We start from the raw sequence: 23,997 nt of genomic DNA, 5'->3' as shown, positions 1-23,997 counted from the left end.
TAGTCCAGAAGGAGGTGCAAATCATGGAAGAAAAGAAATACGAAATTACGTACATTATCCGTCCTGATATTGAAGACGCTGCTAAGACTACTTTAGTAGAAAGATTCGACAAGGTCTTGGCCGATAACGGTGCCAAGGTCATCGATTCAAAAGACTGGTCAAAGCGTAAATTTGCATACGAAATTGGTGGTTACAATGAAGGTACTTACCACATTGTTAACTTAACTACTGATTCAGATGCAGCATTGAACGAATTTGACCGTCTTGCAAAGATCAATGACGATATTTTACGTCATATGACCGTTGTACGCGAAGGTTAATATTTAAATTTTAAATTGAGAGGGGCAAATTCAGCATGCTAAACAGAGCAATGTTAACGGGACGCCTAACCCGCGATGTTGATTTACGATACACACAAAGCGGAACAGCTGTTGGTACTTTTACACTGGCAGTTGATCGTCGCTTTACTAATCAACAAGGTGAACGTGAGGCAGATTTCATTAACTGCGTTATCTGGCGTAAATCCGCTGAAAATTTTGCCAACTTCGTTCATAAAGGATCTTTGGTTGGAATTGATGGTCGGATTCAGACTAGAAATTATGAAAATCAACAAGGTCAACGAGTTTATGTAACTGAAGTTGTGGTTGAAAACTTTGCACTATTAGAACCACGATCAAATCGTGATAACAATAATCAAAGTGCACCACAAGGTGGCAATGCTCCTCAACAAGATAACGGAAATCCATTCGGTGGAGGTTCTTCTAATAACAGCAATAGTTCTGCACCTGCAGATCCATTTGCTAATTCAGGAGACTCAATCGATATTTCCGATGACGATTTACCATTCTAGGTAAACACTCGAATAACTTGAGGAGGAAATAGTTATGGCTCAACAAAGACGTGGCGGCCGTCACCGTCGTAAAGTTGATTTTATCGCAGCAAACCACATCGAGTACATTGATTACAAAGATGTTGATTTGTTGAAGCGTTTCGTCTCAGAACGTGGAAAGATTCTTCCACGTCGTGTGACTGGAACTAGTGCTAAAAACCAACGTAAATTAACAATTGCTATCAAACGTTCACGCATCATGGGATTAATGCCTTTCGTTGCTGAAGACTAATAGCGATACCAGGACTGGGATATTTATATCTCGGTTCTTTTTTTACTCTAAAAACTGTCACCTAGAGTAGTGAATAACAGGGGTATCCCTATTTATGGTAAAATAAAGAGAATTACATCGTTAAGTTAAGAGGATTAGTATGAACAATAATAATTCGAAAAATGGTGGGCAACTACCTCCATTTATTCATAACACTAGATTAAGACGAATAATGATTTTTATTTCTATCACTGTGATCTATGGGGTCGTAGTGTCCTTTTTATATAGCACGATTGCGGCTTCAATTTTAATCGCAATTAGTGTGGTTGGACTAATCTACACCATAGTGATGATGAACGAAATCAGTTCTGATACCAACAAATACATTGCTGATCTTTCTTATCGAATTCATCGTGGTGAGCAAGAAGCACTGTTAGAGATGCCAATTGGTGTGTTAGTACTTGGTGATAATAAGAAAATTGAGTGGGCAAATCCATTCTTACTTAATTATTTCCAGAGTGACAGCATTCTCCAAAAGCGACTGGGTGAACTTGATCCTGAATTAGAGAAACTGATCCTTAAGTTTGAAGATTCCAAGGAGTTTCATACAGTTACTTGGCATGATAATAAGTTTTCAATGTTGGTTCAGCGAGAATATAACACGGTGTACTTCTTAGATATCACAAAGTATGCCCAATTAGAGGAACGTTACGACAACGAACAAATCACAGTTGGGCAAATTTTCTTGGATAACTATGATGAAGTTACCCAGTCAATGACCGATCAAGATATTTCTAACTTGAGTAATTATGTTACCAATGAACTAGCCTCTTGGTCACAAAAATATGGTATGTATTTGAAGCAAATCGATGATGACCACTTCTTCTTGCTGGCATATGTTAAATCATTGACAGACGTAGAGTCCGATAAATTCAATATTTTGGACGTGGTTCGAGAAAGTACATCTAAACAAAACTTCCCACTCACATTGAGTATCGGAATTGCTTATGGTGACGAAGACTTGAATAGTTTAGCTGACCAGGCTCAAAGTAATTTAGACTTAGCACTTGGACGTGGTGGTGATCAAGTCGTAGTTAAAAGTCTTGAAGGCACCGCTCGTTTCTATGGTGGTAAAACCAACCCAATGGAGAAACGTACCAGAGTTAGAGCACGGATGATCTCACAAGCTCTTAACGAGTTAATGAATGATTCTGACCAGATTTTTGTTCAGGGTCATACTCGTCCAGATATGGATTCTCTAGGGGCTTGTTTGGGAATTAGAAGAATTGCTCAAATGAATGGCAAAAAGTGTTGGATAGTCCTTGATAAGGAACGGGTTCACTCAGATATTCAAAGATTACTTCAAGAAACTAAGAGTTATCCAGAAATTAGCGATTCAATTATCACACCTTCTGAAGCTCAATCTAAGGCTACTGACAACAGTCTGTTAATCATGGTGGATCATTCAAAACCATCAATCAGTATTTCAGAGGATGTTTATCAATCAATGTCTAAAAAGGTGGTTATTATTGATCACCATAGACGTGGTGAAGAATTCCCTGAAAATCCAATGCTGGTTTATATTGAACCCTATGCATCGTCAACGTGTGAACTGATTACTGAAATGTTTGAGTACCAATCACATGAAGAAGAACCGATTAATAAGGTTGAAGCAACGGCAATGCTAACGGGAATCTTTGTTGATACCCAGAGTTTCTCAATGAGAACTGGGACAAGAACTTTTGATGCTGCTAGTTACTTGCGATCAACTGGTGCGGATTCTAATGATATGCAGCAATTAATGAAGGAAAATGTTGATAATTATCTTGAGAGAAACCACCTAATTTCGTTGGTTGAATTTTTCCACGATGATATGGCACTGATTACTGGTGAAGAGGATAAAAACTACGACTCAGTAACCGCTGCGCAAGCCTGTGACTCGTTATTAACAATGTCTGGGGTAGATGCTTCATTTATTATTACAAAGCGGTCAGACGGTAAAATTGGGGTATCTGCAAGAAGTACTGGAAACATCAACGTTCAAATTATTATGGAAAGAATGGGCGGTGGTGGTCACTTATCCAGTGGAGCTACCCAACTTGAAGATAAGACAGTTGCTGAAGTAAAAGAAATGCTCCTTGAAACCATTGACCATATCGATGATAATGAATAACAGGAATAATTTTGAGTAGGAGTGATCAATTATGAAAGTAATTTTTTTACAGGACGTTCGCGGAAAAGGTAAACGCGGCCAGGTCAAAGAGGTTCCGGATGGCTATGCTCAAAACTTTTTAATTAAACAAGGCAAGGCCAAAGCAGCAACAGCTTCAGCTATGAGCCAACTCAAAGGTCAACAAAAGGCTGAAGAGAAAAAGGCTGAGGAAGTATTTGAAGATGCCCAAAAGGTTAAGCAAACCCTCGAGAGCGATGATACAGTAGTTGAATTGAAAGCCAAGGCAGGTGCCGATGGTCGTTTGTTTGGTTCAATTCCTAGTAAGCAAATTGCTTCAGCTCTTGATAAGCAATTTGGAGTTAAACTTGATAAACGAAAGATTGAGTTAGACGAACCAATTCGGGTTGCTGGTTACACAAATGTTCCAGTTAAGCTCCACCCAAAGGTAACTGCAAAAATTAGAGTTCATGTTTCTGAACAATAATTATTGTGAATAATGGATACCTCATAATTACCAGAATAACTGGTAACTATGGGGTATTTGTTTTTCGTAAAGGGTGCGAATCCCGATGTAACAACGTTTTTTGATTTATAATGGATTGTGCTAATATAGACTTAATTATGTAGAAACTTGGGGAATTTAAATGAACAATGAAGCTATAAATGAGCTGCCACCCCAAAATATTGATGCGGAAAAGGCTGTTTTAGGAGCCATCTTTTTAAGTACCGACGCTTTGATTGAAGCGATGGAATACTTAGATCCGGGTGACTTTTATAAACGGGCACACCAAATCATATTCCAAGTGATGGTGGACTTAAATGATAAGGATCAGGCAATCGATGTTGTTACAGTGTCGGATATGTTGACTGATCAAAATAACCTCGAAGACGTTGGCGGAATGGCATATATCGCAGAACTTGCTGGATCAGTGCCTACAGCTGCCAATGTGGTTTACTACGCCAAAATTGTTAAGGATAAGGCCGTTTTAAGGCGTTTAATCCAGACGGCTACTAATATTGTTACAAATAGTTATGCGACTGAGGACGACGTTGAAACGGTCTTAGACAATGCCGAACGTGACATTATGAATGTTGCCGAAAATCGAAATCAGTCGGGTTTTAAGCCAATTAAAGATGTTTTAAATTCAGCGTTTAGTGAAATCGACCGTCTCTCTCAAGAGGGGGATGAGATTACAGGGCTATCAACTGGTTATCCCGAGTTGGATAAAATCACTACTGGGTTACATGATGATGAGTTGGTAATCTTGGCAGCTAGGCCTGCCGTTGGTAAGACTGCGTTTGCACTTAACGTGGCGCAAAACGTTGGAACCAAAACGGATAAAGCGGTTGCCATTTTCAGTTTGGAAATGAGTGCTGAGTCTTTGGTAAACCGGATGCTGTGTGCTGAAGGTAGCATTGATGCCAATCATTTACGAACTGGTCAACTGACTGAAGAAGAGTGGCAAAACTTGGTTGTAGCGATGGGAAGTCTTTCTAGAGCTAACATTTACATTGACGATACTCCTGGTATTAAGATGTCCGAAATTCGGGCTAAATGTCGGCGGCTTGAAAAAGAAACTGGCAACATGGGGTTAATTGTGATTGATTACCTTCAGTTGATTGAAGGCGGAAATAAGGAAAACCGGCAACAAGAAGTTTCTGATATTTCTCGGCAGTTGAAGAAGCTTGCTAAGGAGCTACACGTTCCCGTGATATCCCTTTCTCAGTTATCTCGTGGTGTGGAACAACGCCAAGATAAGCGACCAGTATTGTCTGATATTCGTGAGTCTGGATCAATTGAGCAGGATGCTGATATCGTAGCCTTTCTATATCGTGATGACTACTATGAACGTGAGGATGGCGAAGATGATGACGCAGGAGGCCAAGAAGAGGACGATACGGGCGATGTAGGTGAAGTTGAGGTAATTATCGAGAAGAACCGTTCAGGTCCTCGAGGAACGATTAAATTGCTGTTTGTTAAGTCATATAATAAGTTCTCCTCAATTTCCTACGCACCAGAAGGATAAATAAAAAACGCCCCGAGGCGGTTTCAAACGAAATCGTTCCCTCGGGGCGTTTAGCTTATATGTAAACCCAAATTTTGGGTAAAAAAATAACAGTAACGGCTCAGGGGCGGCGTTACTGTTATTTAATAGTAATGATAGTGGGCAGTCAGGGGCTCGAACCCTGGACCCACGGATTAAGAGTCCGTTGCTCTACCAACTGAGCTAACTGCCCATCACTAACCGACTTAAATATAGTATCATGCTGAAAAAATTTTTGCAACACTAGAATTAAAAAAAGTTTCAAAAAGTTGAAATTGTGTGAATTTTAAGGGTAATCTAGCACTGTGTTATAATATTCGTGTGTGAACTTAGGTAAAAAATAAAAATAAACATTAGAATTCAACGTTAGGAGAATTGTTAATGGCAAAAAAGATTTTAGTTGTCGATGATGAAAAGCCAATCGTCGATATTGAAAAGTTTAATTTAAATAAAGAAGGCTACGATGTATATGTAGCTTATGATGGTGAAGAGGCTCTAGAGCAAGTAAACGAAGTGGATCCAGATCTAATCATTCTTGACTTGATGTTGCCTAAGGTTGATGGTCTAGAGGTTGCTAGAGAAGTTCGAAAGACCAAAGATACTCCAATCATTATGGTAACTGCTAAGGACTCTGAATTAGATAAGGTCCTTGGTCTGGAATTAGGTGCGGATGATTACGTTACTAAACCATTCTCAAACCGTGAGTTAGTAGCTCGAGTAAAGGCTAATTTGCGTCGCCAAACTGTTCCAGCAAATACTGGTGATCAAGATGGCGAAACGCAAGATATCGAAATTGGAGACTTGGTAATTCATCCAGATGCTTACTCAGTCTCGAAACGCGGTGAAAGTATCGAGTTAACTCACCGTGAATTTGAATTGCTTCACTATTTGGCACAACATATTGGCCAAGTTATGACCCGTGAACATTTGCTTCAAACTGTTTGGGGCTATGACTACTTTGGTGATGTCAGAACGGTTGATGTAACTGTTCGTCGTCTTCGTGAAAAAGTTGAAGATAACCCAAGTCACCCAACTTGGTTAGTAACTCGCCGTGGGGTTGGTTACTACTTAAGAAATCCAGAAAATGAACAAGCCTAGTAAATAATAAAAGGGGTAAAACTGGTTTTGAACGAGAAAATCAAATTTTATCAATCAATTAAATTCAAAATTGCGCTAGTTTTCGCCCTAGTTCTACTATTGACCCTCGAAATTGTGGGGGCCGTTTTTGTTAAACAATTGGAACACCAAAACCTGTCTACATTCAAAAATCAGGTTCAACTGCAAACTTACGTGAGCAAATCACTAACGACGCAGTTATCGCGTTCCAATACTAGGTTGGCAAATCGGCAAATCAAAACGATTCTAAATGATTCAGAAAATACCAGTTCTGCACAAATTCAGGTTATTGATAGTAAGGGAACTATCAGGGGAACTAATCAAATCAATAATCAAACCATTGTTGGCCAAAAGACTACCGACAATTCAGTTAAGAACGCACTATATTCTGGAAAACCAATTGAAAAGAATACTTTTGATTCTGCAAGCGATGCTCGATATTACACTAGAATCACTCCTTTGATGAAGAGTTCCGGGAATAACCGGCAGGTCGTAGGGGCAGTTTTCGTAAAGGCTAACCTTGATACTGTCTATCAACAGATCAATAGCATTACGGTAATCTACCTGTTTGCGGCATCAATTGCCATAATCCTGGGACTATTGATTTCAATCGTGATTTCTAGGGCGATAACTAAACCAATTGAAGAAATGAAACAGCAAACCCTAAGAATTGCTCGTGGGGACTATTCTGGACAGGTTCACGTTTATGGAAACGATGAGCTTGGTCAGTTAGCCAGTGCAGTTAATAACCTGTCTGTCAGAGTTGAAGAATCACATGAATCAACGGAGTCGGAACGTCGGCGACTTGATTCAGTGTTGGCCAACATGACTGACGGGGTTTTGGCGACCGATCGTCGTGGTAATGTAATTATTATCAATGAAACAGCCGCTAGCTTCCTTGATTTAAAGGAAGGGGATGCTATGGGACGCTCCATTTTGGACGTTTTAGACATTCAAAAGGATTACAACTTGCGCGATTTACTTGAGCAACCTGATGAAGTGATTTTAGATCTCTCAAATGATGAGCAGGATTTAATTTTGCATGCTCATTTCTCTTTGATTCAAAGAGAATCAGGGTTTATTAGTGGTCTTGTCTGTGTTCTTCGTGATATTACTGAACAGCAACGAATTGACCAGGATCGTAAGCAATTTGTTTCTAATGTTTCCCATGAGTTGAGAACTCCACTAACCAGTGTGCGTTCGTATATTGAAGCTTTATCTGATGGTGCTTGGCAGGATGAGAAGCTGGCACCTAAGTTCTTGAAAGTTACGCAGGATGAAACTGACCGAATGATTCGGATGATCAATGACTTGCTAACACTTTCAAGAATGGAATCGGGAACCCAAAAAATGGAAACCGAAATGGTTAATATCAACGAACTGTTCAATTATGTGTTGAATCGATTTGATATGATCATTAAAAAGGACGATCATCCAGAGAAGACCTATTCGATTAAGCGGTACTTTACAAAACGTGATCTGTGGGTTGAACTGGACACCGATAGGTTTACTCAGGTACTTGATAACATTATGAATAACGCAATCAAGTATTCTCCAGATGGTGGAATTGTAACTTGTCGTCTGTATGAGACTAGAAACAAGGTCATTATGAGTATCAGTGACCAAGGTTTAGGGATTCCACGTAAGGATCTACCACACATTTTTGATCGTTTTTACCGTGTTGATAAGGCTCGGTCCAGAAAACAAGGTGGGACTGGTCTTGGGCTAGCTATTTCTAAAGAAGTGGTTGAAGCCTTGGGTGGTCAACTTTGGGCTGAAAGTATTGAAGGTAAGGGATCTACATTTTACATTGCATTACCTTACGAACCATTAGCAGAGGAGGATCTATGGGATGAGGTTTAGTAAATTTTTAATTCCAATTTCTCTGGTAATTGCGGTTATTTTGAGTTTAGCTTTATCAGTTATTTTGTGGACTAATCCAGCGAACTACCGTAGTAAAACGAGCACTACTCAAAATCCACAGGATGAAGTTTTGGTAAAGCCAAAACGGTCCGTTTTTTCACCAACTCAAGCAGTTGTTAACGATAAGGACGGTTCGCAAAATATACTGGTCAACCGTTCAGTTAACATGATTTCTGAAATTAAACACCAAATGAGAAACTATCAAAACGCAAAGTTGAAGACTACAGTTTCTCAAAATCAAAAGAAATATTATGAAATGGCTACCAGACCTAATTCAATTTTATTGAATTACGCTAGTCCAGTAATGATTTCAACGGTCAATGCTATAGTTCATAACAAGTTTGCAAACTTAGATGATCATCAAGTAACAAGAATTTTGCTACCACTGGATGATTCATCACGAATCTTCCTGCTAAATGACAGTAACTTTACTGTTTACCAAGTAAGTGTAAAAAAACACAGTCTTAAGGGACTCAATAATGTTCTCAAAATTCAGTCTCGTAGGTTTCCAGTTTCCATTAGAAATCTAAATGGAACTCCGCTAATGTATGTTGATCAACCGGTGCAAATGCAGCCATATAAGTACCTGTTAGACCGCCAATCTGCTGATTATTTTGTAAGTCGTTTGTTAAATGACGAAAATTCAGCAAACGTTACGGTTAAGAGACGGCAAAATACTGCCGTTTACTCTGATCAAAGAACGAAACAGTTAGTGTTTAATTCAAAAAGCAGAATTGCAACTTATTCTAATTACTCAGCAAACAACATTCCTAATAACCTTAAGTCAGTAATTGATGACTCTTATCGTTTGTTATTGAAGATTGGGTTGCCAATGGATAATTTGCGTTTCTATGGCTTTGAAAAGAGCAATAATCGAGAGGCCTCGTTTAGAACATTTGTCGAAGGGTTTCCGATTTTTCGGCAAAACGGGTTTGGAGAAATTGCAATCAACACTGTGAATGAAAGTGTTCAAAAGATTAATTTCTTGTTGGATACGCCGCAAGTTCCAATTCCAAGTAAGGACGGTTATACAACATTACCGCCAACAGCAACTGTTTTAAAACGGCTGAAGGCCCACGGATACAATCTTAAAAGGGTGAAGAAAGTCCGGTTGGGTTATGACTGGAAACAAAAGCAGCAACGATCAATGTTGATTAATTTAACTCCAGATTGGTTTATTCAATACAACAACAAGTGGTACAGTTACTCAACTATGTTAAGCAAATAGAAGGGAGGGGAGTCTAGTGAACTTTAAGCGAATTGAAATTATTTTTTTGGTTACCTTTATTGCGATTGATATCTTTTTGTTTGGGATGTTCAGGCAGAATATGAACATGCAGGCTGAAAATGTTTCTCAAGGAAATACCAATTCCACAATTACTAAAGAGATGAAGAGCGACCAAATTAAATTTGGTGATTTATCGACTTCGCAAAGTGAAGCATACTATATTTCAGGTTCGCAAAATGATGGTTTGCGTTCCATGATGGGACAATTAGCCAACCAGACTCCCCACTATGTTGGCCATGAGATTCAAAGTGAATTTAAACAACCTGTAGACGTGGATCCTAAGAATCCTAGTAAGACTATCAATGCCTTAATTAAGGACTCCTCCTTCATGATTGACGGGAATGATTATAAATACAGTAAGGATTTATCAACTGATCAGACAATTGTGTACGTTCAGAAGGCAGTTGGTCAGGAAATATATTCGAGTGAGGCTCAGATCAAATTTTTCATGAACGAAAATAACCAGATTGTAAATTATACGCAAACTCACCTGGATGATATTACGACCCTGCGTGAAAAATCTGATACAATATCTGAACAAAGGGCGTTAATCTGGTTATATCAATACAATGAAATTCCAAATAATACCCAAGTTGCCTGGACGAAATTGGGCTATACAAAGCTGATTACGGTTGAGCCAGATAGAGTATTTATTCCAACGTGGATTATTGCGATTCGACCACAAAATTCACCTCAGGTTCAGCTTAAACGGATCAATGCATTTACCGGGGGAATTATTCGAGAAACTAATGCGGAACTTAAAAATGGTCAAACCAATGGTGGGATTAGCTAAACAGGGAGTAATTAATGTGGAAAATGATGATATGAAAATTAGTGTCCTTGCCAGTGGAAGCACTGGTAATGTCACTTACATAGAGACGCCTCAGCATAAGGTTTTACTGGATGCTGGATTGAGTGGCAAGAAAATTGCTAACTTGATGAGTTCTATTGGTAGAGATATTAACGATGTCGACTCGTTATTAGTGACCCATGAGCACTCTGATCACCGTCAAAGTGTGGGCGTTTTGGCTAGAAAGTATGACTTAAATGTTTATGCTAACGAGGGAACTTGGGACGCAATGAACGGCAAGATTGGTAAAATGCCTGCCGATAAGATGAACATTTTTCCACCTGATACAGTGAAGAGTTTTGGAGATTTGGACATTGAGAGTTTTTCGGTGTCACATGATGCTGCAGAGCCCCAGTTTTATGTATTTCACCATAATAATAAGTCGTTTGTAGTCTTAACGGATACCGGTTATGTTTCTGACCGAATGGAAGGCGTTATTAAGGATGCTGAAGGCTATTTACTGGAATGTAATCATGATATAGAGATGCTACGTAATGGCGACTATTCTTGGCCACTAAAGCAGCGAATTATGTCCGATCGCGGGCATTTATCAAACGTTGATGGTGCTAATACCATGATGGATATTATTGGTCATCGAACTAAGAAAATCTTCTTAGGTCACAGAAGCCAACACAATAACATGAAATCTTTAGCACACCTAACAGTATCTTCAATGTTGACAGAGCATGATTTCGGGGTTGATAATGATTTTCAACTATACGATACCGAGGCTGAATCTGCTTCACCTTTAATGATTATTTAGTTAATTATTTTAGGTTATTTTAAGTTTATTGTTATAGACTAAAATAAATATAAAAAGTGTTCTTACACAAGGAGGAGTCCCGATGGCAACAAGTAATGGTTTTGGAAAAATCGTGCTGACTGCGTTGGTTGCCGGTGCACTTGGTGGCGCGGTAACTTATGGTGGCGTTTCGTATTTCAATAACCAAGATGGCGGAACAACGTCTGAATTAACTACAAATAGTTCTGGAGCGGCGAAAGTAAGTAATGTTAAGGTCAATCTGAATACCCAATCAGAAAAGGCTTTTAATTCTACTAAAAATGCTGTGGTCTCCGTTATTAATCTGCAGAAGGAAAATACTAGTTCTTCTGGAGGATTAGCTGGACTGTTTGGGAGCATTGAGGGCGATAGTGGATCGAGTTCTAAGAGCGATTCAGGCAAGCTAGAGGCCGCCAGTGAAGGTTCGGGTGTAGTTTACAAGAAGAATGGTAATACGGCTTATATCGTAACTAATAACCACGTTATCAGCGGTTCAAATTCTTTGGAAATTATCCTCAGTGATGGATCTAAGGTTGGTGCCGAAATTGTTGGTAAGGATTCAGTTACCGATTTAGCTGTACTGAAAGTTAAGTCTAATAAGATTAAGACCGTAGCTTCGTTTGGTAATTCTGATAATATCAAGGTTGCTGAACCAGTGCTTGCTATTGGTTCACCACTTGGCTCACAATACGCAACATCTGTTACCCAAGGGATCATTTCTGCTAAAAAACGTGAGGTTGCCCAAACCAACTCTAATGGTCAAGCAATCGGAAACGCAACGGTTATTCAGACTGATGCAGCTATCAACCCAGGTAACTCTGGTGGTCCATTAATCAATATGGATGGCCAAGTAGTTGGGATCAATTCAATGAAGCTAGCTCAGGATCAAGAAGGAACTAGCGTTGAGGGAATGGGCTTTGCAATTCCTTCCAATGAAGTTGTGAGAATCATTAATCAATTGATATCTGGTGGTAAGGTGGTAAGACCTGCACTGGGAATTGAATATGTTGATTTAGCTAATATCTCTGAGAAACAACAGAGGTCGATTCTGAAATTGCCTAGTTCAGTATCCACTGGAGTGGTAGTCTTTAAGGTTTCATCAGGTTCTCCAGCAGCAAAGGCTGGTTTGAAGAAGTACGATGTGATTACTGAGCTTGATGGTAAAAAAATTACTGAGCAGACAGCGATTAGAGATATTCTCTATCAACACAAACTTGGTGATTCGATTTCGATAACTTACTATCACAATGGTTCGCAAAAAACCGGCCAAGTTAAGTTAACTCAAAAATCAAACCTAAATAGTTAATGAAAGGCAGCGATAATCTCGCTGCTTTTTATTTTGTCCTACCAGAATAAAATTGCTGGATAATCGGCTTTTCCAATTATATTGGTAGGATGATCATGCGAAGCTATGGTTTTGTATGGAATAAGTCGAAGAATTTGTCTGTTATGGGTGACATATTTTTCAAATTCCGAACAAAAACCAGACTTAGCACTCAAATTTGTTTTGTTGTATGATAAAAAAGCGAACGCCAACTGAAAATCAAGATTATATATTTCAATACAAAATTTATTTCAAAAAAAGATTGAGAATAACTCTGTGGATAACTTGGTGAATAACTTTTGGTTTTGGTTAAAAAGGCGGTATTAAAGTAAATAAAAATGTTTTGGACAATCTAAAAGTTATCCACAGAAATGTGGATAACTTTGCAGAGATTGTTTGTTCGGATTAGAAAGACGTTAGAAACGTTGCCATATTAGGGTTTGCGTTTTAAGATTCCGAACACATGTTGTTAATAAAGTTGTGGATAAAAAATGCTTATTGACAATTTAGAAAAAAATGCATGGATAAGGAAAAGCGGTATCATTTTATCAACCTGTGGATAACTTTGTGGATAAACTGTTGATACCTCGATATTTTTGCACAGTAGTGCACAGGAGGAAAAGATTAGATGAACATTAAACTGGTCGTTGTGGGGAAGCTAAAGGAAAAGTACTTTAAGCAAGGAATTGCGGAATACGCTAAACGCCTTTCAAGATTCTGCAAATTTCAAATCGTTGAAGTTCCCGATGAAAAGGCTCCAGAATCGTTGAGTGATGCTGAAATGGCTGATGTGATGCAAAAAGAAGGAGAACGGATTCTGGGGAAAATCAAGGATAAGGAGTATGTTTACGCACTTGCGATTCTTGGGAAGGAGCGTTCATCTGAGGAATTCGCGAAAGAAATCGCAAACCTGACAACTTACGGACATTCAGACATCACCTTTGTAATTGGCGGATCATTAGGATTAGATCCGGCCGTATTAAAACGCGCGGACACACAGATTTCGTTTGGTAGGTTTACGTTACCTCACCAGTTGATGAGGTTAGTATTAACTGAACAGATTTATCGGGCGTTTATGATTAATGAGGGTAGCCCATATCATAAGTAAATTAGGAGGCAAAACATGATTTCAGAATATTATCACCAAGTGCAATACTACGAAACAGATCGAATGCAAATTACGCATCATTCTAACTATATCCGTTATATGGAGGAAGCCAGAACTGACTTTTTAGACAAGATTGATTGGCCATTTGAAAAGCTTGAGAAAAGCGGGATCACATCCCCCGTTGCTTCAGTTAACGGAAAATACCTCAAACCAACAACATTCCCTGATAAAATTAGAATTGAAACCCAAGTTTCAGAAGTCGGTGTAGCAAAGCTAATTTTGAAATACCAGATGTTTCATAATGACGAATTAGTATTTGAAGGAATCAGTGAACATGGCTTTTTAGATGCGAATAATCGAATTATCAATTTGAAACGGAAACTTCCTGAATTTTATAAGGCGTTACAAGAATCCCAGGAGGATTAGTCGTGGAACAACTACAAAAAATCTTTGATGATATTAAGGCGGATCCAGATAACAGAGCGTTTACGGAAAAGGGAATCTTGCCGTTATATCATGTAATTCCTGAAGCAGAAATTCTAATTATTAGTCAAGCACCTAGTAGAAAAGCCCAAGAATCCATGGTGTTTTGGGATGACCCGAGTGGTGACCGATTACGAGAATGGATGGGTGTGACCAAGGATGAATTTTATAACGCTGGTAAGGTGGCAGTGATGCCACTAGATTTCTACTATCCTGGTAAGGGTACTCATGGTGATCTACCGCCTAGGAAGGGGTTTGCTGAGAAATGGCATGCACAACTGTTGAGACAGATGCCTAATGTTAAGGTAACCCTACTGATTGGCCAGTATGCACAAAAATACTATTTAAATGGCAGGTTAGGTAAGAACCTGACGGAAACGGTTCGCAATTATCAAATGTATCTACCAGAGTACTTTCCATTAGTCCATCCCTCGCCACTTAATTATGGGTGGTTAAAACGAAACCCGTGGTTTGAAACTGATGTGTTACCAGAACTGCAGAAAAGAATTCGAAGTGTATTCTAATTGAAACCCGCCTTTCCGAATGAAAGGCGGGTTTTATTATCTATAAAATTCTAACTTTGACTTAGTTAAATTCCAGGTTGTTGCTAGGGTGATTAATACCAGAAAGATTGTAATTGTTGCAATAATAAATAATGACACATATGATTGAGCGTCAATAATCAGCCCACCTAATAATGGACCAAAAGCACGTCCTGCTGATGCCCAAGCATTTACTGCTCCCTGGTACTTTCCCTTTACTGATACTGGCGTAAGGGTATTGACGAGGGCTGGGATGGTTGGAAAGGCCGTTGCTTCACCAATGGTGAGAACTACCATCGAAATTACAAACATGTAGTAACTTTTGGCAAAAATCAAAACCACGAAGGACGAAGCGACCACTAGTATTCCGAACAGGATTTGCAAGATTAGGTTTTCGTAATAACGGGCAATCCAATTAGTAATTATTTGGATCACTACAATCAGGCCGGCATTAAGTGTCCAAAGCACACTGTAAAGGCTTAGGGGAATTCCTTGACCAGTCATATATACGGAAAGGTTAGATACCCACTGCTGATACATAACCCAAATTAACAATAGCGATATAAAGAATAAGTTTAGAATTAGTATGTTAGCTCTTGGTAATTTATCAGGTTTTTGGTCTTTGCGATTGCGTATTAGTGCTTTTTTTGGCTTAACTGCTGCTGGTTTGTACTTGGTGATGACGAGTATTAAAAAGATAAGGTATAAACCACTAGCGATGACAAACAGTAGCGTAACGCTAAAGTTGTAAACAAAGCCGACAAGTGATGTTCCCAATACGACACCAAGGTTCTGAGCGAAGTAGAGCATGTTAAACACAAACCTGGTATCTTGGCTACGAATGCTGGAGCCGATTGCGTTGACCATGGTAATATTCCAGCCAGAGGTAAGACCATTAAAAAATAGCAAAAGCCCAAAAATTGGCCAACCATGAAATGGAATTAATAAGAGTAGTGTTACTAACGTGGTTGTTACGCCACCAACTAGCAATTTATATGGATTTCCGTGATCATACATGTGGCCGCCGATGTAACTTCCCAACACACTTGCAAGGGAGTTGAAGAGTAACACAATTCCGACAATGGTTAATGATACGTGTAAATGATTATGCAAATACACACTGGTGAGTGGCCATATGAAACTCATCCCAATACTACTAGTTAGGGCACCGGTTACGAGCCACTTAAGTTTAATCTCTTTCATTAGTTCATCCCTTTCGTAAAAAATAGTTTTGCATAAATAAATCTAGTTAGCGCTTGTTAATTGTTTCTTTAGTAATCGCATCGGCCTACCCATTATGTCTAATTTATCATCAAAGTGTTGGTAACCAATCTTTTCGTACAAACCGATGTGAGCAGTTGCAATATATACAGTTGAAAATCCCGCCTGCCTAGCAATAGTTTCTAAGTCAGAAACTAATTTTTGACTCAACTTCTTGCCCCGATATTTTTCGGCAACAAACACGGTGCTAATAAATGGGGTTAGACCAGTGTCTTTAACGATATCTTCTTTTAGTAGTGCTGCAAATCCAACTAATTCATTTTGATTTGTCAGCATTATTACTCGTTCAAAGTCAGAAAGTTGATTATTTATCATGATATTTGCTAAATACTTTCCGGCTCCCCAAGAAACTTCTTGAATTAATTTGGCAAATTGCTTAATTTGGGAACTGCTTTTATCTAATATAATTTCTTCCATAATTTTGATCCTCTGAGATTAGTTTATCATCATAAGCAAATAATGATTTGCAAATAAAAAAACGGCACATATCGTTGACAAGTAAAGCGTTTTCATTATAAACTTTTGGCGTTATATAAGTTTTTAAGGGGAGGAATAATTATGACTAGTCACATTAGGGGAAAGCTGATTTCGATGCTGTCCCTACCACTGATTTTAGCGGGACTTGTAAGTATAGCACCAGCAGCAAATGCAGATGATTCAACCCAAACATTACCGAATGTTGCGGGTACCGATGAGTATGCTAAGCCAATCGAACAACCGGAATTTCAATCTGTTCCAAGTAAGTATAAAAAGGACATTCCTGTACAGATTTTAGGAATTAACGATCTCCATGGTGGACTAAGTACCACGGGGGATGTAGGAATCGGCCAAAAGACTTACAAGGGTGCTGGAACAGCAGCTAGATTAGCTACATATCTTGATCAAGCACAAGAGCAATTTAAGGAAGTTGCCAATTCAAATAATACCTTTAGGGTTGAAGCAGGCGACATGGTGGGTGCTGCTCCGGCAAATTCATCATTGTTAGCTCATGAATCTACAATGCACGCGCTTAAAGAAATGCGGTTTCAAATAGGGACCTTGGGGAACCATGAGTTTGATCGCGGGTTACCTGAATTTAACCGAATTTTAAATGGAAATCCGCCTACAGCACAAACTAACGCCAACCAATTGGTGAAGGACTATCCTCATTATTCAACTGACATGCAATTGGTTGTTGCTAATGTAGTTCGCCAGGATAATGGCCAAATCCCATTTGGGTATAAACCATATACCATTAAAACTATAAAGGCCGGTAATGAAAAGGCTAAGATTGGGTTTATTGGTGTGGACACATCAACTTTGCCAAGTTTAACACTCTATGATAACTACAAAGATTACAAGGTTCTGGATGAGGCCCAAACCATTGCCAAGTACGATACGATCCTAAATAAGAAGGGTGTTAAAGCAGTTGTTGTTCTTGCCCATACTGGTGTGGCAACGAGTCCACAAGGACAAACGACTGGCCCAGTTGTTGATATTCTTAATAAATTAAACTCAATTGATCCAGATAATCATGTCGGTCTTTATGTTGCTGGTCACTCACATCAATACGCAAACGCTAAGATCGGGAATACTCACGTTGTTCAAGCAGTTTACACAGGTAAAGCATACGATGATGTTTGGAGCTACGTTAGTCCAAAATCTGGTAAGTTTGTAACTGTTGCACCACACGTGTACCCAGTGTTATCACAGCAAGATGATCCAACAACTAGTCCAAACCCAAATGTTGCGGCCGTTGTTAAGGATGCAGATGATCGTGTAGGCCCACAGGTTAACCAGGTTATTGGTAAAGCAGCTAAACCAGAAACCATTACTGGCCGTTTGCACAATAATAAAACAATGGAAAATGCAGCTGGTGAATTGGTTGTCGATGGGCAACTATACGAGGCTAATAAGCACAACGTTCCTGCTGATTTTGCTATGACTAATACAGGTGGTGTTCGAGCTGACCTTGAAGTTAACTCAAATGGAGATATTACCTGGGGATCAGCAACTGCCGTCCAACCATTCGGAAATATTCTCCAGGTTGTAAAGATGACTGGAAAGCAAATTGAACAAGCGTTGAATCAGCAGTATGATCAAAATCAGCAATATTACTTACAAATAGCTGGACTTAAATATACTTATACTGATTCAGGTGATTCTAACCAGCCGTTTAAGGTGGTATCAATGACAAAGGATGATGGGACAAAGATTAGCCCAGATGGGACGTATAATGTGGTTATTAATGACTTCCTTCACGGAGGTGGGGATGACTTTACTGCGTTTAAAGATACGCCAATCCAAGGTTCTATTGGAACGGATACAGATACTTTTGTTCAATATATCAAGGATATGACCGCAGCAGGAACACCAGTTCAAGCTCCACAGTTAAATCGAAAAGTGTACCAAGGACATTAAATATAAAAATCATGATCTCGCTATTCAATTACGAATTTTGAGACCATGATTTTTTAGTATTCTTTCAAAAATTCTGAAAGTTTTGCTAATCCTTGTTTTAATGTATCTTCTTGAGCACAATATCCCAAGCGAACATGGCCTGGCATGTCGAAACGATTTCCGGGAACCAACAAAACGCCTTTTTCTTTAAGCAACTTAATGCAGAACTCTTCAATATCTTCGTTAATATCAATTTTAGGAAAGGATGTAGAGACTGCTTGTGGCATGATCAAACTCACTTTTGGCTCATTTTCAATCCATTCTTGGTAGATTTTTAAGTTGTTCATAACTAACTGTTTGTTACGGCTAAGAATCTTATCTTTATTCCGGAGAACGTGAACTGCCAGCATGTCGTTGAATACTCCGGCACAAATCATCGTGTAGTCACGGTATTTTCTAAAGATGTCTGCAACTTCAGCATTTGAAGCTGTCCATCCGATTCGAATACCGGGGACCGAATAGGTTTTTGATAGTGAATTTGTAGCAATTCCCTTGTCGTATAAGTCGACGATAGAAGTAAAGCTCTCTGGGTTGTCTAAGGGTAGGTAAACCTCATCGACTAATACGTAGGCGTCAACTGACTTGGCAATTTCTACTACTTGTTTTAAGAAGTTAGTGTCTAGCACAGTTCCTGTTGGGTTATTGGCGTTATTTAAACAAATCATTTTTGTTTCACGTGAAACAAGCTGCTTTAATTCTTCGATATCTGGATACCAGTTGTCATCTTCGTGAATGGTCCAGTAATCAACTTTAGCACCTAATGACTTTGGGATATCGTAAAGCTGTTGGTATGAAGGGTATTCAGCGATTACTTGGTCACCAGGTTCAATTAATGAATACAGTGCAAGGTGATTGGCACCAGTGGCACCGTTAGTTTGCAGTACGTTATCTGAATCCACATGCTTATATAGTTTGGCCACTTCTTCTTTAAATTCAGGTGAGCCCTCGATCCAACCGTAGTTCATCTTTTGTTGGTCGAGTAGATCGTAAAAGCTTTGTCCATTACTACCATCAATGTTTAAAATTTCTTTCATGGTCATTGAAGCAATGGTGCTTTGAGCGATATCGTAAGTTGCTTTCCGTTCCCAAACGTTAAGCCATTCTTCGACACCAAATCCAGCAATTTGCATAAATTGATATCTCCTTTACATTTTCTGGTTTGTTTAATGATAATTATACAGAAAAAAGGTTGGGAAAACGATGAAGATTATAAATAATAATTATTAGATTAGAATGGTTATTGATTACTGCTGATGGGTACGCTAAACTATAACTGTAGGGACTTAAAATTGAAAGGGTGGTTATTGATGAGTTTTATCGGTAAAGAAATCGAAGAGTTTTCTGTGAACGCGTACCAGAATGGGGATGTCCACGAAGTATCTAAAAAAGATATGTTGGGGCACTGGTCAGTAGTATTGTTTTACCCAGCTGATTTTTCATTTGTTTGTCCTACAGAGTTAGGGGATTTGGCAGACTTGTATGAAGAGTTCCAAAGTGTTGGGGCTGAGGTTTATTCAGTTTCTGAAGATACTGAATTTGTTCACCAAGCTTGGCACGAACGCAGTGAAGAGGTTGGCAAAGTTAAGTACCCGATGCTTGCTGATCCAGCAGGAAAGTTAGCTAGATTCTTTGATGTCCTTGATGAAGAGGCCGGCCAAGCATATCGTGGTGTCTTTATCATTGATCCTGAAGGAAAGATTCGGTCATACACCATTAACGATATGGGTGTTGGTCGTAATGCAAGTGAAGTTTTGAGAACACTTGAGGCAGCACAATTTGTCGCAGAACATGGTGATCGGGTTTGCCCTGCAAACTGGAAACCAGCAGAGAAAACTTTGCAACCGGGAACTAAGCTGGTTGGAAAAATCTAAAAAAGCTTAAAAAAGGTGAAGCCTGAGAGACTATGATTACAAAAGCCTCTATGCTTCACCTTTTTATTTTTTAATAACTGATTCGGGATTTTCTTTAGTTAAAGTTTGCGTTTCACCTGTTACATTAAAATAAGCCTCGCATAAGTTTTTCAGTTCGCTCATTGCATTATTAGCTCGATTTGCTTGTTCTTCGTTGATAGATTCAATAACTAGTACCGCATTGGTTGTCTCATCGGTTAACATAGTTCTTTCTGCTTCACGCCATTGAGCAACTACAGGATTTTTACTGAAGGTTTCTTCTTCATTAGTAAATTTTGCGGAAGCTTTTGTTGCTTCGGCAAGTAAATTTTTGAAGTAGTCTTCCTGTGAATCGTTATGATGGTTGTCAATTCCTGACAACGTTAAAATGTTGATTTGAATCTCTGGGAATATATCTAAAATACCATTATCAATAATTAATTTTTGCATCTATAACTCCCCCAAATTTAGTATTTTCTGTGATTACCTTTTTTTACATAGTGCCAATCTTCATTGATATTATTGTTAACTTGCTCCAATAAAGTGGCTAGTTTTTTTGCATCATCATCGCTAATTCCAGACAATGCCCGCTCATTGGAGTATTGGTTTTCTCGAATAATAATAGGTGCGATTCGCTTACCCTTATCTGTGGCGTAAAGATGCCAAATTTTCTTATTCTCGGGGTCTGGTTTCCTGGTCAAAATTTCGTTAGTTATCAGCTTCTTAACTGAACGAGCGGCTGTTGTCCGATCAACTTTGATCATTTCTGCTAAATGCTCTTGAATGATCCCGGGATTTTCAAAAACGCGGACAAGATATAGGTATTGACCCTTATTTAATGCATAGTCTTTAAATTCAATGTTTGCGATTGAATCCAGTGATCTGGCAATCATTCCAAGATTACGTAATATATCTGGCTTAATTTGACTCACCTCCAGGTTATTAATTAATTTAGCCCACTTTTGTTGTAAATGCAACAAAAAATATAATTTGCACCAAAGTATTGGCTCAACTAAACTGTTACTAGAAAGTATGCGGAGGTAAAGTATGTCATCAAAAAGGTCTTTAGAAGACTATCGGTTTCCGATGAAACCAAGTAGTTGGTTGGAAGTTAAAAAGCCGGTGGCTGTGTACCAGCAGCCATCATTTTTAAAGCAATATCGGACCGATAGAGTAATCTCTAGCGGTGAACGGGTCAATTATCAGGCCAAGGTAAAGGGAATTGATAATGACTCTTTTTGGGCTGAATTACTGGATGGCAGTTACCTACCAATGTATGCACCCAAAGATTTAAGAAAGATTACTAAGTTACCGCGACCGGGTAGATATGAAAAGGTTGGGAATATTTTAGACCAGAATGCCGAACAGCCCTGGGAAAACATTTGGCCATATTCGGCTAAATCTAAGGGTAAAAAAATTGATGTTAATGGTCGTAAAACGGGCTCATTTTTAGCAAACGTTACTGATTGGGAAAAAGGATTGGATTTGAACCATGAAGACTTTGATTCTGAATTTATTCCAACCGAGCAAGAAAAATTAGCACTTGATATGTTTGATGCTGAAGTTAGAAAAGATATGGACAGTACAGATAAGCTGATTGCTTACGTGACTGATACTCATATTGATAGTTATCAAACACCAGGTTCGGTTTCCGTATTACGAAGTTTGCGGTTACTGAGTTATTACGCTAAAAATTATGGTGTGGATTTAGTTATTCATGGTGGTGACTTGAATGATGGTAACAAACCAAGGGAGATAAGTTTTCAAGATGTCATGCTAGGAACTCAAGCAATTAAAGAATCCGAAAAACCATTTATCATTTTGAACGGAAACCATGACGATAATTCAGGTTACGCTAGGGATAACTCAGGTTACTTAGTCGATCAACTGATTACTAACGAACAAGCATGGGAAATTCGCCAAAGCAATTTCTTGAATCGACGTGAGAACGAAAACCACGCTGTTTATGGAACGTATGATATTCCAGAATCGCCATTCAGGGTCATCGTTCTGGATGGATTTGACCAAGCAGACTTAGTTCCAGGAGAGGATGGGGAGATTCACTTTAGTAGTTTCCGCCATGGATACACTCATTACAGTCGGGAACAGATAGAGTGGTTAACTGACCAGCTCAATAACTTTCCTGAAGATAAGCAAGCCTTGTTTGTAAATCACATTGCTGTTAATGGCGTGGATAACTGGGTTAACACTTATGATATGGCTGGCCGTAGACGTTCTGAGCATTCTTATCTAAAAACCTTATTTGAAAATAATGAAGTTACTAACATTCCAGGTGTTCAAGAAAGCCGCCAAGTGTTTAATTTGATCAGTCAGTTTAAGCAAAAGACTGACAGGGTGGTTGGTTATATTTCCGGTCACACTCACCAAGACAACTATGCTTATAAAAATGGAATCTGGTTTGTTACGCAAACCTCTGGAATTGCCGACCGTGGTGACGGTGCTGAAAAGTATCGAAATCCACAGAAGTCAATTAGGAGTCTTTCAGGTATCAATGCTAATGCTTGGTCAGTATTTAGATTGAGTTCAAAGACGGCAACCGTAAACCAATATAGATTTGGTTGGCGAAACAGAGCTTCGTTTTTGGAAAAGTGGCATTATTGAAAAATAAAAAGCCGATGCAAACGCATCGGCTTTTGTGACCTTACAAAGTCTCATTTTTTAATTCTGATAGTTGAACTTGAAATTTCTTGGCAAGAAAGGCAACGTAACGTACGAGAACGAATAGTACCATTGATGTTGCGATAACTAGTTCTACATAAACCAAGCCGTTAAGAATCTGGTTTAGGTTGTTTGTTAGTACAAATGTTTTGTTAAACAAGTTTAGTGCGGTTGCTGATATTACGAGAGGAAATGTGAATGCTGCAAAGCTTGGATAGAATGAAAGGCGAACATACTTAACGATTTTTGCTAAAGTTCCCCAGTATAATGTTTGAGCTAGGATTAGCATAAATAAGCTGAATCCCCATGATGGGTGGCTAGTCATTGATAAGTAGCCAGTTAAGCAAAGTGATGCAGGAGCAGCCATGATTGTTAGCAATGGTAAAGTTGCTTCGAATGGTAGTTCCCTTCTAAGTAAGCGAACGCAGACAATTGGTAGTAATACTGCGTAGAGTAGTAGTGAGAGCCATAACACTGGTGTTCCTAGTTGAACGATAAAGTTGGGTGCAGTAACAGGGATTACACCAATTCCAACAAATGTTACAAACCAGCTTGGATAGACATTTTCTAAACCAACTGATGGAACTAACATGTGGAAGTAGAAGAATGCACCGATGATTACGAACTGGAGAATGACTGCGGCAACCCAGATTACAGCAGCTAAGCTAGGAGCTCCCCAAGCTTTAATGAAAGTAGCAATAATCATCAAGGCCATCGTGAAGGTTGGAGCAACAGATGCAATGATTGGATCTTTAATGTCCATAATTGTGTGTTTAAAATCAGTAACGATCTTGCATAAAACTAGCAGCATCAAAACGGATGAGATAATTCCGAACCCGTTAGCAACTACATTGAGTCCAAGTGCCTTGAACAAATTTCCTAAAGATGCAATTCCTAAAATTAGTCCACAAATTGGTAGTGGCACTTGCCTAAACAATGTCTTCATGCGTTTTCCTCCTGAATGTATAAGTTATTT

23 protein-coding genes, 1 tRNA gene and 1 pseudogene are annotated in these 23,997 nt (G+C 38.9%); 18 read left to right on the top strand and 7 right to left on the bottom strand.

Annotation, left to right across the window (positions count from 1 at the left end):
- The first annotated feature begins 23 nt into the window (after positions 1-23).
- The 6 genes from rpsF (at position 24) to dnaB (ending at position 5,300) form a co-directional block, all read left to right on the top strand.
- Complete coding sequence (rpsF, locus tag PL11_RS04080; protein WP_035166538.1) at positions 24-320, top strand: 30S ribosomal protein S6; 297 nt, start codon at positions 24-26, stop codon at positions 318-320.
- A 35-nt stretch (positions 321-355) separates the two neighbouring features.
- Entirely contained in the window at positions 356-850 is a 495-nt protein-coding gene (gene ssb, locus PL11_RS04075) for a single-stranded DNA-binding protein (protein ID WP_035166537.1), read from the top strand.
- Positions 851-884: 34 nt separating this feature from the next.
- Positions 885-1,121, top strand: coding sequence for a 30S ribosomal protein S18 (gene rpsR / locus PL11_RS04070; RefSeq protein ID WP_078256911.1), 237 nt, complete (start codon positions 885-887; stop codon positions 1,119-1,121).
- Between the two features lie 139 nt (positions 1,122-1,260).
- Positions 1,261-3,273, top strand: a complete 2,013-nt coding sequence (locus tag PL11_RS04065; protein ID WP_191982087.1) for a DHH family phosphoesterase — start codon at positions 1,261-1,263, stop codon at positions 3,271-3,273.
- 31 nt (positions 3,274-3,304) lie between these two features.
- Positions 3,305-3,757 (top strand): 50S ribosomal protein L9, encoded by a 453-nt coding sequence (gene rplI, locus PL11_RS04060; protein ID WP_035166533.1) that lies wholly within the window; start codon positions 3,305-3,307, stop codon positions 3,755-3,757.
- A 160-nt stretch (positions 3,758-3,917) separates the two neighbouring features.
- Positions 3,918-5,300, top strand: coding sequence for a replicative DNA helicase (gene dnaB / locus PL11_RS04055; protein WP_035166531.1), 1,383 nt, complete (start codon positions 3,918-3,920; stop codon positions 5,298-5,300).
- Positions 5,301-5,438: 138 nt separating this feature from the next.
- Here dnaB and PL11_RS04050 read toward each other — a convergent pair.
- Positions 5,439-5,511 (bottom strand) — tRNA-Lys (locus PL11_RS04050).
- Between the two features lie 188 nt (positions 5,512-5,699).
- Between PL11_RS04050 and yycF the strand changes: the two genes are divergently transcribed.
- The 9 genes from yycF (at position 5,700) to PL11_RS04005 (ending at position 14,715) form a co-directional block, all read left to right on the top strand.
- The gene (gene yycF, locus PL11_RS04045; protein WP_035166530.1) at positions 5,700-6,416 is read left to right on the top strand and encodes a response regulator YycF; all 717 of its coding nucleotides are present in this window, start codon (positions 5,700-5,702) and stop codon (positions 6,414-6,416) included.
- A 27-nt stretch (positions 6,417-6,443) separates the two neighbouring features.
- Positions 6,444-8,297, top strand: a complete 1,854-nt coding sequence (gene walK / locus PL11_RS04040) for a cell wall metabolism sensor histidine kinase WalK (RefSeq protein WP_035166528.1) — start codon at positions 6,444-6,446, stop codon at positions 8,295-8,297.
- The gene (locus tag PL11_RS04035) at positions 8,287-9,585 is read left to right on the top strand and encodes a YycH family regulatory protein (RefSeq protein WP_035166526.1); all 1,299 of its coding nucleotides are present in this window, start codon (positions 8,287-8,289) and stop codon (positions 9,583-9,585) included. Before walK ends, PL11_RS04035 begins: the two co-directional genes overlap by 11 nt.
- A gap of 16 nt (positions 9,586-9,601) precedes the next feature.
- Positions 9,602-10,438, top strand: coding sequence for a two-component system regulatory protein YycI (locus PL11_RS04030; protein ID WP_035166525.1), 837 nt, complete (start codon positions 9,602-9,604; stop codon positions 10,436-10,438).
- Positions 10,422-11,258, top strand: a complete 837-nt coding sequence (locus PL11_RS04025) for an MBL fold metallo-hydrolase (protein WP_035166791.1) — start codon at positions 10,422-10,424, stop codon at positions 11,256-11,258. Before PL11_RS04030 ends, PL11_RS04025 begins: the two co-directional genes overlap by 17 nt.
- An 82-nt stretch (positions 11,259-11,340) precedes the next feature.
- Positions 11,341-12,582: a S1C family serine protease gene (locus PL11_RS04020; RefSeq protein WP_035166524.1), complete on the top strand. Its 1,242-nt coding sequence runs from the start codon at positions 11,341-11,343 to the stop codon at positions 12,580-12,582.
- Positions 12,583-13,228: 646 nt separating this feature from the next.
- Positions 13,229-13,708, top strand: coding sequence for a 23S rRNA (pseudouridine(1915)-N(3))-methyltransferase RlmH (gene rlmH / locus PL11_RS04015; protein WP_035166523.1), 480 nt, complete (start codon positions 13,229-13,231; stop codon positions 13,706-13,708).
- A gap of 18 nt (positions 13,709-13,726) precedes the next feature.
- Positions 13,727-14,134, top strand: a complete 408-nt coding sequence (locus PL11_RS04010; protein ID WP_035166790.1) for an acyl-CoA thioesterase — start codon at positions 13,727-13,729, stop codon at positions 14,132-14,134.
- Between the two features lie 2 nt (positions 14,135-14,136).
- Positions 14,137-14,715, top strand: coding sequence for a uracil-DNA glycosylase family protein (locus PL11_RS04005; protein WP_035166522.1), 579 nt, complete (start codon positions 14,137-14,139; stop codon positions 14,713-14,715).
- Positions 14,716-14,751: 36 nt separating this feature from the next.
- Here the strand turns inward: PL11_RS04005 and PL11_RS04000 are convergent, their stop codons facing one another.
- Together PL11_RS04000 and PL11_RS03995 are read right to left on the bottom strand one after the other, a co-directional pair.
- Positions 14,752-15,936 carry an MDR family MFS transporter gene (locus PL11_RS04000; RefSeq protein WP_035166520.1) on the bottom strand — a complete coding sequence of 395 codons (1,185 nt, stop codon included), beginning with the start codon at positions 15,934-15,936 and terminating at the stop codon, positions 14,752-14,754.
- 42 nt (positions 15,937-15,978) lie between these two features.
- Complete coding sequence (locus tag PL11_RS03995; protein ID WP_035166518.1) at positions 15,979-16,431, bottom strand: GNAT family N-acetyltransferase; 453 nt, start codon at positions 16,429-16,431, stop codon at positions 15,979-15,981.
- Positions 16,432-16,605: 174 nt separating this feature from the next.
- On the opposite strand from PL11_RS03995, the gene PL11_RS03990 reads away from it, so the two are divergent.
- The gene (locus PL11_RS03990; protein ID WP_152639024.1) at positions 16,606-18,414 is read left to right on the top strand and encodes a bifunctional metallophosphatase/5'-nucleotidase; all 1,809 of its coding nucleotides are present in this window, start codon (positions 16,606-16,608) and stop codon (positions 18,412-18,414) included.
- 53 nt (positions 18,415-18,467) lie between these two features.
- On the opposite strand, the gene PL11_RS03985 is transcribed toward PL11_RS03990, so the two are convergent.
- Positions 18,468-19,583, bottom strand: coding sequence for an aminotransferase (locus tag PL11_RS03985; protein ID WP_035166514.1), 1,116 nt, complete (start codon positions 19,581-19,583; stop codon positions 18,468-18,470).
- 177 nt (positions 19,584-19,760) lie between these two features.
- Between PL11_RS03985 and ahpC the strand changes: the two genes are divergently transcribed.
- Positions 19,761-20,324, top strand: a complete 564-nt coding sequence (ahpC, locus tag PL11_RS03980) for an alkyl hydroperoxide reductase subunit C (RefSeq protein ID WP_035166512.1) — start codon at positions 19,761-19,763, stop codon at positions 20,322-20,324.
- Positions 20,325-20,387: 63 nt separating this feature from the next.
- Here ahpC and PL11_RS10525 read toward each other — a convergent pair.
- Both PL11_RS10525 and PL11_RS03970 read right to left on the bottom strand, forming a co-directional pair.
- Positions 20,388-20,588: pseudogene (locus tag PL11_RS10525) on the bottom strand (hypothetical protein); the annotation flags it as partial.
- Positions 20,589-20,809: 221 nt separating this feature from the next.
- Complete coding sequence (locus tag PL11_RS03970; RefSeq protein WP_035166789.1) at positions 20,810-21,235, bottom strand: MarR family winged helix-turn-helix transcriptional regulator; 426 nt, start codon at positions 21,233-21,235, stop codon at positions 20,810-20,812.
- 154 nt (positions 21,236-21,389) lie between these two features.
- Between PL11_RS03970 and PL11_RS03965 the strand changes: the two genes are divergently transcribed.
- On the top strand, positions 21,390-22,964 hold the full coding sequence (locus tag PL11_RS03965) for a metallophosphoesterase family protein (protein ID WP_052127740.1): 1,575 nt from the start codon (positions 21,390-21,392) through the stop codon (positions 22,962-22,964).
- A 40-nt stretch (positions 22,965-23,004) separates the two neighbouring features.
- Here PL11_RS03965 and PL11_RS03960 read toward each other — a convergent pair whose 3' ends face one another.
- The gene (locus PL11_RS03960; RefSeq protein WP_035166508.1) at positions 23,005-23,967 is read right to left on the bottom strand and encodes a TDT family transporter; all 963 of its coding nucleotides are present in this window, start codon (positions 23,965-23,967) and stop codon (positions 23,005-23,007) included.
- Positions 23,968-23,997: the final 30 nt, after the last annotated feature.

This window comes from Lentilactobacillus curieae (assembly GCF_000785105.2).
GTDB classification, from domain to species: domain Bacteria; phylum Bacillota; class Bacilli; order Lactobacillales; family Lactobacillaceae; genus Lentilactobacillus; species Lentilactobacillus curieae.
Note: the sequence above shows the minus strand (reverse complement) of the source record. Positions and strands in the feature narration are given on the sequence as shown.